This is a genomic window from Rhodoferax aquaticus, assembly GCF_006974105.1.
Lineage (GTDB): Bacteria > Pseudomonadota > Gammaproteobacteria > Burkholderiales > Burkholderiaceae_C > Allorhodoferax > Allorhodoferax aquaticus_A.
In genome coordinates this window covers 254,724-270,605 of record NZ_CP036282.1, presented here as the reverse complement: position 1 = coordinate 270,605, position 15,882 = coordinate 254,724, and the positions used below count along the sequence as shown (strand labels likewise).

At 59.0% G+C, this 15,882-nt stretch carries 12 protein-coding genes; 1 reads left to right on the top strand and 11 read right to left on the bottom strand.

From position 1 onward, the window contains the following. Positions 1-57: 57 nt before the first annotated feature. The 9 genes from EXZ61_RS01255 to EXZ61_RS01215 all read right to left on the bottom strand — a co-directional run bounded on the left by EXZ61_RS01255 (position 58) and on the right by EXZ61_RS01215 (position 9,155). The gene (locus EXZ61_RS01255) at positions 58-678 is read right to left on the bottom strand and encodes a glutathione S-transferase family protein (protein WP_142808362.1); all 621 of its coding nucleotides are present in this window, start codon (positions 676-678) and stop codon (positions 58-60) included. Between the two features lie 37 nt (positions 679-715). Further along, positions 716-1,420 (bottom strand): glutathione S-transferase family protein, encoded by a 705-nt coding sequence (locus tag EXZ61_RS01250; RefSeq protein WP_142808361.1) that lies wholly within the window; start codon positions 1,418-1,420, stop codon positions 716-718. A gap of 63 nt (positions 1,421-1,483) precedes the next feature. After that, positions 1,484-2,998, bottom strand: a complete 1,515-nt coding sequence (locus tag EXZ61_RS01245; RefSeq protein ID WP_142808360.1) for a DUF1501 domain-containing protein — start codon at positions 2,996-2,998, stop codon at positions 1,484-1,486. A gap of 6 nt (positions 2,999-3,004) precedes the next feature. Next, positions 3,005-4,825 (bottom strand): DUF1800 domain-containing protein, encoded by a 1,821-nt coding sequence (locus EXZ61_RS01240; protein ID WP_142808359.1) that lies wholly within the window; start codon positions 4,823-4,825, stop codon positions 3,005-3,007. A 161-nt stretch (positions 4,826-4,986) separates the two neighbouring features. Continuing rightward, positions 4,987-5,826 (bottom strand): orotidine-5'-phosphate decarboxylase, encoded by an 840-nt coding sequence (gene pyrF / locus EXZ61_RS01235; protein ID WP_142808358.1) that lies wholly within the window; start codon positions 5,824-5,826, stop codon positions 4,987-4,989. A gap of 6 nt (positions 5,827-5,832) precedes the next feature. Next, on the bottom strand, positions 5,833-6,855 hold the full coding sequence (locus EXZ61_RS01230) for a uracil-DNA glycosylase (protein WP_142808357.1): 1,023 nt from the start codon (positions 6,853-6,855) through the stop codon (positions 5,833-5,835). 14 nt (positions 6,856-6,869) lie between these two features. Further along, a complete protein-coding gene (gene rimI / locus EXZ61_RS01225) occupies positions 6,870-7,346 on the bottom strand; it encodes a ribosomal protein S18-alanine N-acetyltransferase (RefSeq protein ID WP_142808356.1) in 477 nt (158 codons plus the stop codon). Next, positions 7,336-8,085 (bottom strand): tRNA (adenosine(37)-N6)-threonylcarbamoyltransferase complex dimerization subunit type 1 TsaB, encoded by a 750-nt coding sequence (gene tsaB / locus EXZ61_RS01220; protein WP_142808355.1) that lies wholly within the window; start codon positions 8,083-8,085, stop codon positions 7,336-7,338. Before tsaB ends, rimI begins: the two co-directional genes overlap by 11 nt. 14 nt (positions 8,086-8,099) lie before the next feature. Then, positions 8,100-9,155: a DMT family transporter gene (locus tag EXZ61_RS01215; RefSeq protein ID WP_142808354.1), complete on the bottom strand. Its 1,056-nt coding sequence runs from the start codon at positions 9,153-9,155 to the stop codon at positions 8,100-8,102. A gap of 49 nt (positions 9,156-9,204) precedes the next feature. On the opposite strand from EXZ61_RS01215, the gene dacB reads away from it, so the two are divergent. Further along, positions 9,205-10,722 carry a D-alanyl-D-alanine carboxypeptidase/D-alanyl-D-alanine endopeptidase gene (dacB, locus tag EXZ61_RS01210; RefSeq protein WP_142808353.1) on the top strand — a complete coding sequence of 506 codons (1,518 nt, stop codon included), beginning with the start codon at positions 9,205-9,207 and terminating at the stop codon, positions 10,720-10,722. Between the two features lie 52 nt (positions 10,723-10,774). Here dacB and EXZ61_RS01205 read toward each other — a convergent pair whose 3' ends face one another. Further along, positions 10,775-11,674 carry a DUF3108 domain-containing protein gene (locus EXZ61_RS01205; RefSeq protein WP_142808352.1) on the bottom strand — a complete coding sequence of 300 codons (900 nt, stop codon included), beginning with the start codon at positions 11,672-11,674 and terminating at the stop codon, positions 10,775-10,777. Beyond that, positions 11,671-13,965 (bottom strand): pilus assembly protein, encoded by a 2,295-nt coding sequence (locus tag EXZ61_RS21840; RefSeq protein ID WP_168224663.1) that lies wholly within the window; start codon positions 13,963-13,965, stop codon positions 11,671-11,673. Before EXZ61_RS21840 ends, EXZ61_RS01205 begins: the two co-directional genes overlap by 4 nt. Between the last annotated feature and the right edge of the window lie 1,917 nt (positions 13,966-15,882).

Below are 15,882 nucleotides of genomic sequence, written 5' to 3'. Positions count from 1 at the left end.
TTATTTTTGTGTGCTTTGGATGGCCTCATCGCGCGCCACGGGCCGGGCCAGCGCGGCCTAGACCTTGGCGCTGGGGCGCGCGTTGATGCGGTCGCGCCAGTCTTGCAAGGCTGCCAAACCGTGGCGATCGGGGCTAAAGCGCATCAAGCCGCGCGCGAATTCCAGGGCGCAGAAGGCGGTAATGTCGGCAATGGTGAAGCGCGCGCCCGCCATAAAGGGCTGGCCTTGCAATATCTGGTCAAACCACCGGGCCAGCTCCAGCACTTTTTCACCCTGCGAGCGGCCAAACTCGGCAAACTGCGGCTGCTCAAGCGCTGCCAAGCCGGGGTGGGTGTGGCGAATGCAGTTGGCAATGCCTGCAAGCAAATACAGCTCGGCCCGGCGGTCGGCCATTTCAATGAAGGCGCGCTCGTCATAGTCCACGCCCATGAGGTTGGGCTCGGGGTGCAGGCCTTCGAGGTAGGTGCAAATGGCGCGTGTTTCGGTCAGCACGCGGCCGTCATCCAACTCCAGCGCCGGGACTTTGGCCAAGGGGCTTTTGACCAAATAGTCGGGGCTGCGGTGCTCGCCCGCGTTGAGGTCGACGTTGACCATTTCTATGCCGGTGATGTTTTTCTCAACCAAGAACATCAGCACACGGCGGGGGCTGGGGGCGCGGTAAGCGCAGTAGAGCTTCATGGCATACCTCTTTCAAACGATGAAAAGCAAACAACCGTCAGGACTTGGCAGACTGCCCCATTTCCACCATGGTGCGGGCCTTGTCGGCAAAGGCTTGGGCTTTGGCGTCGCCATCTTTGCGCAGGTCCAGCGCCGACGGCGGCGCATTGAGCCCGCGCTGTGAGGCGGGCCGCTGGCGAATGGCTTCTAGCCAGCGCTGCAGGTGCGGCAGGTCAGACACATCCACGCCCGACCAGCGGTGGGTGCGGGCCCAAGCCCAGTTGGCAATATCGGCAATGGAGTAGTCGCCTGCCAAGTATTCGTGGTGGGCCAAGTGGCCGTCGAGCACGCGCAAAAGGCGCTTGCTCTCGCCTTGGTAGCGGTCTATGGCGGCTTGAATTTTTTCTGGGAAGTAGCGGTAAAACACATTGGCCTGCCCCATCATGGGCCCCACACCGCCCATTTGGAACATGAGCCACTGCAGCACTTGCGAACGGCCCTTGGCGTCGGTCGGCATGAGCTGCCCGGTCTTTTCCGCCAAGTAAATGAGAATGGCGCCGGACTCAAACACCGCAAAGTCGTCGGCGGCGCGGTCCACGATGGCGGGAATGCGGCCATTGGGGTTGATGGCCAAGAAGGTGGGCGTTTTCTGCTCGCCCTTGGACAGGTCTAGCACCTGCAAGGTGTAGGGCAGGCCTAGCTCTTCAAGCGCGATGGAGACTTTGTGGCCGTTGGGCGTGGCCGCGGTGTACAGGTCGATCATGGGGCTCCTGGGCGGGGTGTGATGCTGGCGCATCGTACTCCCAGCCAGGCGCCCACCCTGTCATCAAGGTGCCTTCATAAACCCCATGTCACGGGGGTAGCCCGTGGTGCCACCAAAGTTGTTGATGTTGGCCACCACTTGGTGGAGCTTGCTGTCATCCACCCCAAACCATTTGGCCATGGTGGCTGCGTATTGGTCTACCGACGTAGTGGGCAGCAAGCGGCCTTGGCCTACGTGCCATTGGTCTTCGGGTGCTGATGTGTTGGTCACACTCACGGGTGGCGGTGTGCCATAAAACGCCCCGCCCTTGACCGCACCACCCACGATGAAGTGGTGGCTGCCCCAGCCGTGGTCGGAGCCATCGCCGTTGGAGGTGAGGGTGCGACCAAAGTCGGATGCGGTGAAGGTGGTGACCTTGTCGTCCAGCCCCATGTCTTTGGTGGCCGAGTAGAACGCAGCAATGGCCTTGTCCACTTGGTCCAAGAGCGCAGGGTGCGCGCTGATCAAGTTGTCATGCAGGTCAAAACCACCAATGGAGACCATGAACACCTGCCTGCGCACACCCAAGGTGGCGCGGCCATTGATGAGTTGGGCCACCATTTTCAGTTGCTTGCCTAAGTTGGTGTTGGGAAACGGCGTGCTGGGGTTAGGCATGGGCTGTCCCGCCGCTGTTCGTACTGTGAGCTCCGCGTCCATAGACCGCTTGGTAATGGCGTTGTACTCTTTGCCGAAGCTGTGCGCCGTGGTGGGGTCTTGAATGATGGAGGCCAGTGCGTTGCGCACGTCTTGTGAGCCAAACAAGGTGTTGTCAGTTGCGGGCTTGATCTTGATCGCCCCGGTCGAACTTATCTGGTACTGCAAGGTCTTGCTGCCCGACAAAAACACCGCGTTGCCGGTGACGGACATACATGTAAACAAAGCGCCAGCACTGCTGTTGACCGTGGTGATGGGGGTGCCTGCCTGTGTGTCATACACCACATCGTCACCCAGCTTGCCGCCCCACCCTACCTTGGCCCCCTCGGGTGCGGAAGACTGCCAAATGGACTGCTGGTCATTGTGGGAGAACAGCTGGGGCGGGCATGGGTAAAGCGTGCGGTTTTTGCTGTCGTACTGTGCGCGGGTCAGGGGTTTAATCAGCGGACCCACATTGAGCTGAATGGCTGCATTGCCCGCATTGAACAGCCCTGCCATGGCTGTCATTTGCGGATGCAAAGCAAACTCCCGCACCACGCCCTGCGGGTCTACCGGAGCTGTGGCGGGGGCCTTGGGCACTAGGCGTGTGGCCGCCAAGTCGCTCCTGGCTAAGGCAATGCCGCCGCTGGCGGCTGGAAGCCGTATGGCCGCGTATTTGTCGTAGCTGGCTTGGTCGTAGGTGACGACGGTGTTGGCGTAGTCATTGGCCCCATACAGAAAAACGCAGACCAGTGCCTTGTAGTCGCCCGGGTCCGTAATGGCGGCCGCTTCACCCAATGCGGCAAGGTTCAAGCCCATAGGCAGGGCCGCACCCACCAAGGCTGCGTGGCCGGTGCTGCGCAAGAAGTTGCGGCGCGAAACGTAGGCAGAAAAATCTGGTGGCATAACGTTCTACTTTTGGATGAGGTATTCGGCCGAGGCCATGGTCAAGAGCACGGCGGCACAGATGCGGTTGCGCTTCAGCACGGCCGAGCTGGTGTTGGTGACCGGGGTCTTGTTCAAGGCGTCCACGATGGTCTTGACGGTCGTGGTTGACAACTGGCCTGCACATAGCAAGAGGTTGATGCGGTTCACCAAGCTGCTTGCGTTGTCCACGATGGCCAATTCGGCGGTGTAAGGCGCTGCGACTGTGTCGACCACTCCGCTGTCCCAGGTGCGAATGCCCACGTCGACAAACCCGAACATGGTGTTGAGGTAGCCCCCCACACTGGTTTCATTGACCTGCTGGAACTCTGGAGCCAAGGTGCCCGCAGTGAGTGAGGCAAACGGCGGCGTGTAACCGGGCCTGAAAAAGTTAAACACCGAGGGTGCCCGCAAAGGGCTTTGCCCCAGCGAGGTGCTAGGGTCGCTCAGGTCACCCACCATGCCCACCTCAGTGGGAGATGTGGCGCCAAACGTGCGCCCCCACTGCGCCAAGCGCACCATGGGCTCGCGCAGCTTGCCAAACTCTGGATGGGTTAGGCCCGCAGCACCCCGTGCCTCCGTGTCGGTCAGTATGGCGGCAAACACGTAGGCCAAGTCTCCACGCACGCCACTGCCGTTGTTGGCAAACACCGCGGCTACCCGCCCGACATAAGCGGGGCTTGGGTTGCTGGTGACCAAGCGCTGAATCAATTGCTTACAAATAAAGGGGGCGGTATTGGCGTGGTTGAACAAGGCGTCCAGTGCCGTTTTGAGCGCACCATCCGCCGGAAAGGCAGGAATGTTGATTCCGGTGCTTAGGCTGTTGTTGAACTTCAGCGTAGCGGCGAGCCCTGAATGGTTGCTGTCGTTCACAACCATAGGCAAACGCGCCAAGTTGATGCTGGGAATCTTGCGTGAACCAATGGTCGTGGGCGTGTTCTTGGTCCAGTCGATGTCATAGCCGGTGAACACGCGGGCCAGGTTACTGACATCATCGGCGTTGTAGCTATCAACAGGCTTCCCACCTACCAAAACGGGGGTGCCGTCCATATGGAGGTTCACCAAGCCGATGGTGAACAACTGCATCACCTCACGGGCATAGTTTTCGTCGGGCAAGCGGCCTGAAGCAGGGTCTTCTTTGCGATTGCCTTTGGTATTCAGGAAATAGCCCATGGCGGGCATCAAGGTGATGGCTTCCAACAGGTCGCGGTAGTTGCCGGTGGCGTATTTGCACAGGGTGTCCCAGTAGTGGGCCATGGCGTGGCCGCGCCACGTCATCTCAATGCTGGTGAGCGAGACCACAAAAATCTCGGACAGAGCCAAGGCCCAGCGTTTGCGCACAGCGGCGTTGCCCGTGAGCAGCTGGTTCCATACCATACGGTCGCCGGTGTAGGAGACGTCGTAGTAGTTTTTGGGGTTGTTAACGTCTGCATAACCACTGGCAGTGAGCCAGTCCCAGCCTGTGGTGTACGAGGCAGCGATTTGCGTTTGCAGCCAGGGTGCGTAGCCTTGCGCTTTGACGGCGGCGATTTCGGCATCGCTTGCAGAGAACTGGGCTTGCAACAAGAAGCGCGCCGCCTCTTGGTCGGTGGCTGGCTTCACTGGGGCTGCGGTGTTGGGCAAATTGACGTTGGGCCCGGGCACCTGCGGCAAGCTGCTAGTCGTGCTTGAGGTGCTCCCGCCGCCACACGCCGCAAGCGCTGCGCTAGCAAGCACACTAAGCAAGGCGGTAGAGGGCACGCCCGGGCCAGCGCGCTGCGGCGTTGTGGGAGGTGCCACAGCTTCTATGACAGTCGAATCTTCATTCACGGGAGGAGTCCTTCACAACGACGCACAGGCCAATTGGGTGGGCCTACGCGCGAAGTCTAGAAGGGGATCCAGATGTTTAGCGCTTGCTTACAAAATGAAACGTAAACAGCCAGTGCAAACTGTGACGAGATGTGCGCCGCTTGCTATCAATTTAGCTGGGTTTAAACCTTGGCAGCTTGCAAGATGTCACGCGTCTTGATGGCTTCTGCACGCGCGGCTTGCACAAAGTCGGCGCCACTGCTGGCGTAGAGCACGGCGCGCGACGAGTTCACGCTGACGGGGGCTGTGGTGCCTTGCGCGTCGCCGCGCCAGCCCGCCTTGACCGTGGCCAAAGCATCACCGCCTTGCGCACCCACGCCAGGAATCAGCAAGGGCACGGTAGGTGCGAGGGCACGCACCCGTTCAATTTCTGCCGGGTAGGTGGCACCCACCACCAAGCCCAGTTGTCCATTGAGGTTCCATGGGCCTTGCGCCAGGGCGGCAATGTGCTCGAACAAGGTGGGTTGCCCCTCTACCGAGGCCAAACGCTGGTTTTGAAAGTCGTCGCCACCGGGGTTGGAGGTGCGGCACAGCAGGTACGCGCCTTTGCCGTGGTACTTGAGGTAGGGCTGGATGGAGTCAAAGCCCATGAAGGGCGAGAGCGTGACAGCATCGGCACCGTAGCGCTCAAAAGCCTCTTTGGCATATTGCTCGGCGGTGCTGCCAATGTCGCCACGCTTGGCGTCCAGAATGATGGGCACGTTGGGCGCAGCGCGGCGCATATGGGCCATCAAGCGCTCCAACTGCGCTTCGGCGCGGTGGGCGGCGAAGTAGGCAATTTGTGGTTTGAAGGCCATGACCAAGTCGGCCGTGGCGTCCACGATGGCGGCGCAAAAGTCGTAAATTTTGCTGGCGTCGCCGTGGAGGTGGGCGGGGAATCTGCTGGGCTCAGGGTCTAGGCCCACGCACAAGAGGGAGCCGTTTTGGCGCTCGGCAGTGCGCAGCTGGTCAAGAAAGGTCATGGGGGTCTATTGTAGGGAGCCGTCTACCGTGGCCATGGCCAGACACAGGTCGGCCCAGGCTTTGGCTTTGTCGGGGCTGTTGCGCAGCAAGGCTTTGGGATGGTAGGTCACCACCACCGGCACGCTACGGTAGCGGTACACCGTGCCGCGCAGCTTGCCCAGCGGTTGCGTGGCCAAGCCGGGCTGCTCTGACAACAAAAGCTGCATGGCAAATCGGCCCATGGCCACGATGACCTTGGGCTGCACCAGGGCCAGCTCGCGGTTCAGGTAGGCCGCGCACTGCGCCAGGTCTGCCGCCTGCGGGATTTGGCTGTGCGGTGGGCGGCACTTGACCACATTGGTGAGGTAGGCCAATTGCTCCGCCTTGGCGGCTGGGTCACCTGCTGCTTGGGCATCTGGGGCCGCGTCTTGCGCTTGGCCCACACGGCTCAGGTGGCAGGCTTTGAGCATATTGCCCATGAGCGTGCCAGCGGCTTGGGCGAACGGGGCGGCTTCGCGGTCTTCGTCTTCATCGGGCGGGTCGCCCACAAACATCCAGTCGGCACGGGCAGCCAGCGGCGCGGCCAAGCTAGCAACCCCTGCAAAAGCGGGCGCACACAAGGTGCTGTTTTTACGGCCTGCACACAAACCACAGGCCGAGCACTGCGCGGCGGTGGCGGCCAAACCCGACCAGTCGGCTTGGGCAATTTCTGCGTTGTCCACGGCCACGATGGCCGGCGCAGCGGGGCGCGCAGCAGGAGTGGCCACGGGCGCACGACCAGGCGCTGTGGCACTGGGGGCGGCCTGCGGCTTGGGCTCAGGCGCGCGAGGGGCGCTTGCGTAGCCCAAGCTGGGATCGTTGTCGTATGCCTCGTCGTAGCGGTAGGCCTCATCGTCGTCATAGTCTGCCAACGCGGGCTGGGGCGCACTGGCCACCGCCTCAGGCTGCAGCAACTCTGCGGGGGGCACAAAGGCAGTTTCGGGCAGCCACACATGCACGCCCATTTCTTGGAGCATGGCGCGCTGGCGGGAGTCGAGTTCAAGTGGCATAGGGCTGCATCATTTCACAGGTTCATGCACATGACCACCGCGTCTTCACGCGTGCCACGGTCGGCGGGGTAGTACTGCTTGCGCTGCCCCACCCGGCGAAAGCCGTGCGCTTCATAGACTTCAAGCGCACGCACATTGCCCACGCGCGCTTCCAGCCATAGCCACTGCGAGCTCTGGCCGCGTGCCCAGGTGGCCAAGGCATCGAGCATCACGCGGGCCCAGCCTTGGCGTTGGTACTCAGGTGCCACCGTGATGTTGAGCAGGTGCACTTCGTCCACCCCTTTCATGGCCACAAAGTAGCCCACCAGCGTGTCGCCTGCCAACAGCAGCTGAATTTGGTTGCCTGACTGCATGGCGTCCACAAAATTGGCGCGGTTCCATGGGTGGGCGTAGGTGCGCTGCTCCACCAAGAGCAAGGGATCTAACAAAGCCTCGGTCAGCGTCTCAAAGCGCACCTCGACCACGGTTTGCGACACGCCCTCAGCCCCCATGCGCCTGCGCCGAGGCCAGCTGCACCGCTGCTTTTTCGGCCATGCGCTCCACCGTGGTTTTGGCGACCTTGTCGCGAATGTAGGTGGGCAAGGCGTGGTCTGCCGGAACGCTCTGGCCTTGCGCCATCAGGCCAGGGGCCAAGCGCAACAAGGCGGCAGCCGTGGGCATGGCCGGTACGCACTGCACTTTAGGCGAGGCTTGCAGCATGGGCGCCAAGCGATCGGCGTACACGCCAAACACATTGCCCGCCCACAAAGCGGCGCCAGTCGCGGGGGCCAGCGCTTCGGGGCGCAGCAAGCTGGCTTCTTGCAGGCATTGCCACACGCCGCTGTCGTAGGCGTAGCGGGCGGTGTACATCTCGTCCATACGAGCGTCCAGCAAGGCGGTGACTTCCAGCTGGCTGCTTGCCGCAAACGCGCTGTGGCGCGCGTCTTCGGCCACCACCAAGAGCGAATCAACGGGCAACACAGGCACCTTGGCGCCAAACGCCAGCCCCTGCACCACCGAGCACGCTGTTCGCAAGCCGGTGAACGAGCCCGGGCCGCAGCCAAAGCCAATGGCGCTGAGGTCCGCAAACGTGAGCTGCGCCTGGGCCATGAGGTCCAAAATGGTGGCGATCAAGCTATTGGACGCCTGCGCGCCACCCGCGCCGCTGTGCAGCCACTGCTGGGCATCGCGGCCACGTGACACGCCCACCGACATCAGCTCGGTGCTGGTGTCCAATACCAAAAAGTTCATAGATTGAGTCAAAACTAGCCCCTAGCGCCCGTAGATGCTGCGCGAGCAGCTTCCAAATCAATAGCATTCACCTTAGGCGCGCTCTGGCGCACGCCAAACACAATTCCAGCTGTCACCAGCCCCAGGCCTACCAGCACGTTCCAAGGCAGGCCTTCCCCCAGCAACACGGCTGCCGCCAGTGCCGACAAGCCAGGCACCACCGCCGTGAGCATGGTGGAGCGCACGGGGCCAAAGGTCTGGATCATTTTGGTAAAGCCAATGCCCGACACGGCCACGGAGCCCACGCCTTGAAACAGCATATGAAAGACCATCAAGCCTAGTGGGGCGGCAAGCAGGCGTCCGGGCACCGCCTCCAAGACCAAGAGCGCTGTGTACACCGGCACATAGGTCACAAAGGCAAACGCGGTGATGGCAGTCGTGGCCCGCACCGCGTCTAGCGCATAGCGGCGCACTTGCACGCTGTACACCGACCACACCATGGCTGCTAGCACGAAAAGCACATCACCCTTCCACACCCCGCCACCCGAAAATGCATGGAGCAAGCTGCTCCCGCCCACCAGCAAGTCGCCACCCACAATCAGCGCCAAGCCCAAGGCCCGCGCGGGGGTGATGCGGTCATGCAAAAACACCATAGCCAGCAGCGCCGTCCACAAAGGCAAGCTGCCCGGCATGAGCACCGAGGCATGTGCAGCGGGCGCATACACAAAGCCGCTGTAGGCCACCATGGCGTAGAGCAAGCCGCCAAACACCCCAATGCGCCATGTGGTCGACCACGGCAGGGGCGACAGGCCCCACACTGAGCTACGGGCATGGCCCTTGAACCCCATGCGTGCGCCCTGAGCCCCTTGGCGTGACAGGTACCAGCCCCACGGCAGCAGCACCAAACTTGCACCCCAGATACGCAGGTAGGCAATATCAAACGGGCCCAGCAAAGCGCCACGCGCCGGGTCTGCACTGGCGCGCGCAATGACAATGAACGAGGTCCAAATCAGCACCGTGACGACAGCAGCAATAAGGCCCACAGTTCTGGTTGAAAAACGGGCAGCAGCGGGAGGAGGCGTCAAAGGCATAGGAGGCTGATTATCCCCGCTGGCCCCGGACCATCTCAGATAATGGGTGATGACCTTTCTACCCACTTTGCCAAGCCGGGTGCGCCGTGCTGTAGCGGGCGCCCTACGTGGCGCGACATCGGCCTCCCTCTTGTGCGCGACGTTCTCCATGGCCTGGGCGCAAAACCTGCCCCCCGAGGCACAAGCTGCGCTGGCGCGCGCCAAAGTGCCAGAAGACGCGGTGAGCGTGCTGCTGGTGGACGCCCAAAACCCCAATGCCGCGCCGCGCCTGAACCTGCGCACCAGCCAGCCCATGAACCCAGCCTCGGTCATGAAGCTGGTCACCACCTATGCCGGGCTCGACCTATTGGGGCCCGCCTACAGCTGGCGCACGCCCGTGTTTGTGGATGGCACCGTGCGTGAGGGCACGCTGCAAGGCAATCTGTACATCAAGGGCCAAGGCGACCCCAAGCTGGTGATGGAGCGGTTATGGCTGCTGCTGCGCCGGGTGCAGGGCCTGGGCATCAAAGCCATCGCGGGTGACATCGTGCTTGACCGCAGTGCGTTTGACGTACCCGATGCCGATCCTGCCAGCTTTGACGGCGAGCCACTGCGCCCCTACAACGCCAGCCCCGACGCGCTCTTGCTCAACTACAAAGCCCTGGTGATGACCTTCACCCCGGATCGCAGCAGCAACACAACGGTGGTGCAGTTCGACCCACCCTTGGCGGGCGTGCTGCTGCAAACCACAGTGCCGCTCAGCAATGGCGACTGCGGCGACTACCGTGGCGTACTTAAAGCCGATTTTTCCGACCCCAAGCGCATCCGCTTTACCGGCGGCTACCCGGCCAGCTGCGGCGAGAAAGTCTGGCCCGTGGCCTATGCGGACCCCAAGACCTATGCGGTGCGCGCGGTGCAAGGCCTGTGGCAAGACCTGGGCGGCAAGCTCTCTGGCAGCGTGCGCTTGGGCACAGTGCCAGCCGCCTTGGCGGCAGCAAAGCCTGCCTTTGAAACCGAATCGGCCCCTTTGGCCGAGGTGATCCGCGACATCAACAAATACAGCAACAACGTGATGGCCCAGCAGCTGTTCTTAACCCTGGGGCGCGAAGTACCGCTGGGGACGCTGGCGAGCACCCCACCGCGCGAGGCGGGCGAACCCGCCCCCGTGCCGGGCAACTTTGCCGCCAGCCGCGCCGTGGTGCAGCGCTGGTGGAAAGAACGCATCAGCCCGCAAGACGTGCCGGTGCTGGACAACGGCTCAGGTCTGTCCAGAAGCGAACGCATCAGCGCCCAAGGCCTAGGGCGCTTGCTGCACACCGCGTATGCCTCGCCTTGGATGTCGGAGCTCATGTCTTCTCTGCCCATTACCGGTGTAGACGGCACACTCAAGCGCGTCAAAACCCGCAACGGTGGCAGCGCCCATTTGAAGACCGGCACCTTAAGCAACGTGGTGGCAGTGGCTGGCTATGTAGACGGTGCCAGCGGCAAGCGCTACGTGCTGGTGGTCCTCATCAACCACCCCAACGCCAGCGCAGCCCGCCCCGCCATTGAGGCGCTGGTGGATTGGGCGGCAAGGGACGGCGGTTAGCAACGCGATCTACATTCTGTTCTTGCGTTGAACCTGGCAGACAAGCGTTCCGTTAGCTAAGTTTCCGTTCCAATTCGGTCGACAACTTTAAGTCCTGAACGCGCCCGTCACCATCTCGGCTTTGAATCCTAATGGGTAGGAAGTCGAAGTCGACAGCGTACCAAACGGTAATACCCGCTAAGTTGGCTTGATCAACAACTCCCCCAATTTTCGCTGCCCTGAATCGTCCAGCTGGGAGTATCAAATCATCCATCGATTCCAGCTGCCAGTACATAAGCTTGGCTTCAGATTTGAATTGAACACGGTAATGCCAAGTTTGTCCGAGCTTCGAGGGTGACTGGGACATGGATTGCTTGGCTTGATTTCTTAGTGACCAAACAATGGAGAGCTGATCCTGTGTGTCACCGGACACCTGCAGTAGGTCTGCAGGCTCCGTTCGCCCGCTGATGTAACGAGGGCGAAACAAGTCGTTTGCTACACCGCTGCTTGTGGTCTCCCACTTATCTTCACCTAGATGCCAAACTGCTCGCGTTACATAACTGCCCGACTGCACTTGAAGATTTAAGTTCATGGTCCCCAGACGCATGTCCAATCCTGCAATGTCTGCCAATTCATAAGCGAGGTTTAGTTCACCATCCACCTGCTTCAGATCAGTAGCGCCCGCCACATCAGGGTTAGGAAGCCCATCTGAGGCGACGGAGTTTGGAGCGGCATCAATGACCCTTGGGGCTGAAGTGCTTGGAGCAGTCACATCATGGTGGGGCACTCCCACGGTCAAAACGTTGTCAGTCACTAGACGAATTGATAAATCATTCTCCGAGTGTTTGATTGGCTTCAACTGCGGGAGCACCAAATCCGGCTTTAGCAGTAGCAGGTGACCCACAAGCACAAGGACCACAACAGTCAGTAAGCGCGGTCCGATAAGCTGCATGCTGCGGGAATGCCATGTCATTTAGCGGTGATTTCTCGCCAACTTGCACGGGTGTTTCCAGGTGGAAGATTGGGTGTTGGCACTACTACCTCTTTGACCGATCCCGTTGGCGTCGTTGTTGGCTGCAGACTGTCCCCGGTACTGGCTTGCGGAACTTTGACCTGCGCGATAACACTGCCGTCTGACGAATTCAGGTAGATCACCCCTACAACTGGCGTCTGGAAGTCATATCCGGGTCCTACTGGCAGTCCATTGGTTGAATTTGCAAAATATGCTTTAGACGTACCTCCAGATCCACAGGTGTTATCTTGTGGCTGTGTAGAGATAATTACTAAGGTCTTCCCAATTAATGCCAATGGGGTTATTACCTTCTCTCCGGATCCGGCTAGGTCTACCAAGAAGCCGTTGCTGCTCACAGATCCACAAGTTCCAACGCATTTGATACTTAGGTCATCCGTCGTCACATAAGGTGTGAGCAGGGATCTCAAACTAGTTGTTACGTTAGTGCTGGACAAACTGTCACGTATCGCATATACCGTTTGCTGCTGTGTATTCGCAAAATCACTTGAGCCAATGAGTCGACCGGTTCCGTAGTAGGCATACGCATCCACTCCGACCTTACCCAGTTCTGGCGGCATAGTAATTGGTTGAACATTTCCATCAGTATCTTTGGCCACACCAATTTTGTATACAGAATCTGTGGTTTCGTCATTAATATTAAATCTCCACATATTCCCATACAAGTCCCCACCATAGACTCTGGCGATGGTTTGATCGACATTTGGTCTTTCAGTCCAACCGCTTATTGGGGTCAGCCCCAAAGGTTTCGTAGCGTCAGCAGTGCCAGCATTGATGGTCTTGATCGACTCGCCGGTCTCTGCATTAACAACGAATAGTGCCGCTTGGCCGGTGCTGTTGTTGTAGCCCGAGGTCAAAAATACGGCCCAGGTGCCATCAGCCATTTTGCCAATGACCGGCTGGCCAAAAGTAAATCCAATACTGCAACCACTACGCGCACAGTTTGAATCATCGAGTTCCCACAGGCTGCGTGGCGACTCAGGATTGGTTATATCTAGTGCGTAGTATCCTTTTCCACCAGCACCCAAGCCTCCGACCAAAATAGTATGCCAAGTTCCGTCTGCAAACTTAACATCGCCGACTCGAGGTGTGCCGTCAACATAAAAACGATGATTGCTTGCGTAACCAACATCTGCCAAGCGGCTAAGGTTAGATATTACTTTCGTAGGAATGTAAGCCCAGGCCTCTTTTCCCTGTTTAGCCAATTGGATACTATCAGCGCTGCTGGGCGGAGCATAAAAGGCATGCAACATGCCATCATTGGCGCCAACATAAATCATGTTCTGACGATTTGCGTTATTAGATTTGAAAGTGTAATAACCGTCATCAGCATATTCAAAGTAAGGTGCTCCAACAAACTGGGGTTTTGAATTAACAATATCGCCTAGCACATTGGTGCGCGACCGATATAGCTTGCCACTCACACCTACGGCAAATCCTTCACTCTGGCGCTGCCCACGCAGGTAATTAACGAGACTCGCAACAGTGGCTTGTGCTTTTTGATCAACTGCCGCAGGGCTAGTTGTCATCGTTGCGTACTGCGATAAAGAGGTCGCACCGCCAAGGAGCCCTTGAAGAGCACTATTCAAATCGCTAGATACCGCGCCAGTTGTGCAGTTTTTCGTTGCTAACGTGAAGGGCCCCAACTTGTTAACCGCACTGGTATCGCGCACGTAGATTTTTCTGTCGTCGCACGCGTTTTGTGTTTGCGCATTTAGTTTTTGCTGCGCAGACCACAGTACTGTCGACAAGTCGCTGGAATCAAATGCTCTGAGATCGCCGACCCACTCCACCGTCTTGTAAAGGGACCCAAAGTTCAAACCCGTTTTTGTGATGTTGATTTGGTCACTGATCGTATTTGCGGAAGACGAACCAGTGCTGGCATTGATGGCCTGCAACGCAGACTGAATCCCGCTAACGACCGAATCTGGATCCGTCGCACTGAAATATTTCCCCCGCCCATTCACCGCGGTGTGCCAGAAATCATCAATTGATTTTGGCGAATTCCAAAGCGCGTCATTGCCCGAATAGTTGATAGTAGGGTCTGGCCAAACGGGCCAGCTTTTGTTGAGCGCTCGAATGTCTGCAAACGAGCCTGTGTTTGAGGTTGCATAGTCAGGCTTGTATGGCAAGGTCCCAGACACGCCCAAGCCCACCACGTAAGTCGACATATGCTGCCATGTTGCACGGTCATCCAGCGGACCAAAGCCCGTGGGTGGCACGATGTTTGGCATGCCGGGGCGTAGATCGGTGGCATAGTAATACTGAGCCACGTCTGCCAATGAATTGGAACTCCCTCCTGTCGCGGAATATGGAACATAGACGGGAGCAAGATACTCCACCTTGGGAGGCGGCACCGGTGTAGGGCTTGGCAGGGCCTTACAGCTGCTGGTTGAAACTGCAGGGCCAACGACAGGGGTTTGGTCAACGACGGTGCCGTTGTCGTAGGTAAATGTTGTGTTCGTGGTGCTTTGCGAACTGGAGTACCAGCCAGTCACAGTCGCGTTAGCGCAAGTGGTAGCAACCCAATTGTTTGCAAGTGTCGCAGGAGCGGCTATGCATGCACCTGGTGTCACAGCACTTGGGATCGACTCGCAGAGCGTCTTGCTGTAATTCGCCGGAGGGCCAGCATTATTTGTGTTCCCACTCACGCACGTTGTGGGATCTACTGCGGGGGTAACCACGCTGAGATTGGACGGGTAGTCACAGGTGGACGTAACATTGCCGGCAACAGTGGGGCCGCCCCCTGTGTATGTACAGGACGAAGGGTTAGTGACTACCGTACCACCACACTGTGCCCCCGGAAGCGCTGGATTGCAAGAACCAACGTTTCGGCATTCCGTGGATGTTGTAGCGTTTATAGCACCAGCGGTGCACGAGGCGGCATTGGTCCAGGCTGTAGGGAACCCGGGCGCGTCGGCGCAAGTCAGATTGCCGCTTGCAGCAAAAGATTGGGTACACGCATTTACGGTTGTGACGACTGGGCTGCTCGCAGTGGTACTTGGCGTGCCTGTGCCGGGCGCATTGGTTGTGCAGGTTGTGATGTGGTAATTCGGGCTACCGGAATTGCTCGCGGTACACGTGTTGCCAGCAACAAAGGTAGGAGCAGTGATGGTATTGACCTGGCACCCATTGACACCCACTGTGCATGGCGAGGACTGAACAACAGACGTCGCGCCGGAACATACCACGCGAATGAAATTTGGGGCAACGGGCTCTTGGGCGATACATGAACCGGATGGAACGGCCACTGTCTTGGTTAAAGCGCTAGGGCCACAGTTTGTCAGTCCCGAGCAATCGCGAACAGGTTGTGAAACTTCCAGCGCAGGGTTGTACCAAACGTTCTGGGTAGTACTCTGAGTCTGCGTAGGAATAACGTATTGCAGCGTCTGCTTGGTTACCTTGTAGCTGCTCTGCCTAAACGATACCGTGCGCGACTGCGCTTGCGTGGAATTGTTCGTCGCACTAGTGACCTGGGTAAGCACTTTGGGTGTGACAGTACGCTTAACCGTGGTGGTCCTATAGCCCGGGACCGTTAAGTTACAAGAAGGATAGCTGAAGGTCGTAGTGACCGATGCAGTTTTGGTGTAAGGCAGTTGCAACAATGTGCCATCAAATACGCCTGCGGGCACCAGTCCGGCGGAGTCTGTATCCGCAGTGCGGGGGTAGTTGGCACCCCCGTCCCGGTTGCCAACGGATGCAGTTCCGTCTATGGTTGTAGGTCCGCCAGCGAGGCCTCCTTTTTCGGCCGCGACGTTCCAATAGCCGTCGGTGGTCATGATGGTGAAATTCTTTTGGCACGCGTATTGCACCGGGTCTGTATTCATGCCCGCGTTGATACCATCTGTTTTACCGGCGAAGTGACGCCCTACCCGTGCCAAACCTTCCCGAGCGGGGGAGCTACCCGCAGGTACTTGACCATAAAACTTGTTGTACCAAAGCGTGCGCTGCGCAGAGTTAAAGTCGGCTAGCGGCTGGTATCGGCTGCTTTGCACTGAAGTCGTAGCGCTACCGTTGGTATCCAACGTTGGATTGACGGTGAGAAACCCCACACGATAGGTATTGCTCAATGACTGAAACGCGAGGCCAATTGAGCTCTTTGCCAGATTGATACGCGTTCTGTAGTAGGTGTACCAAATGGCAAAGTTTTG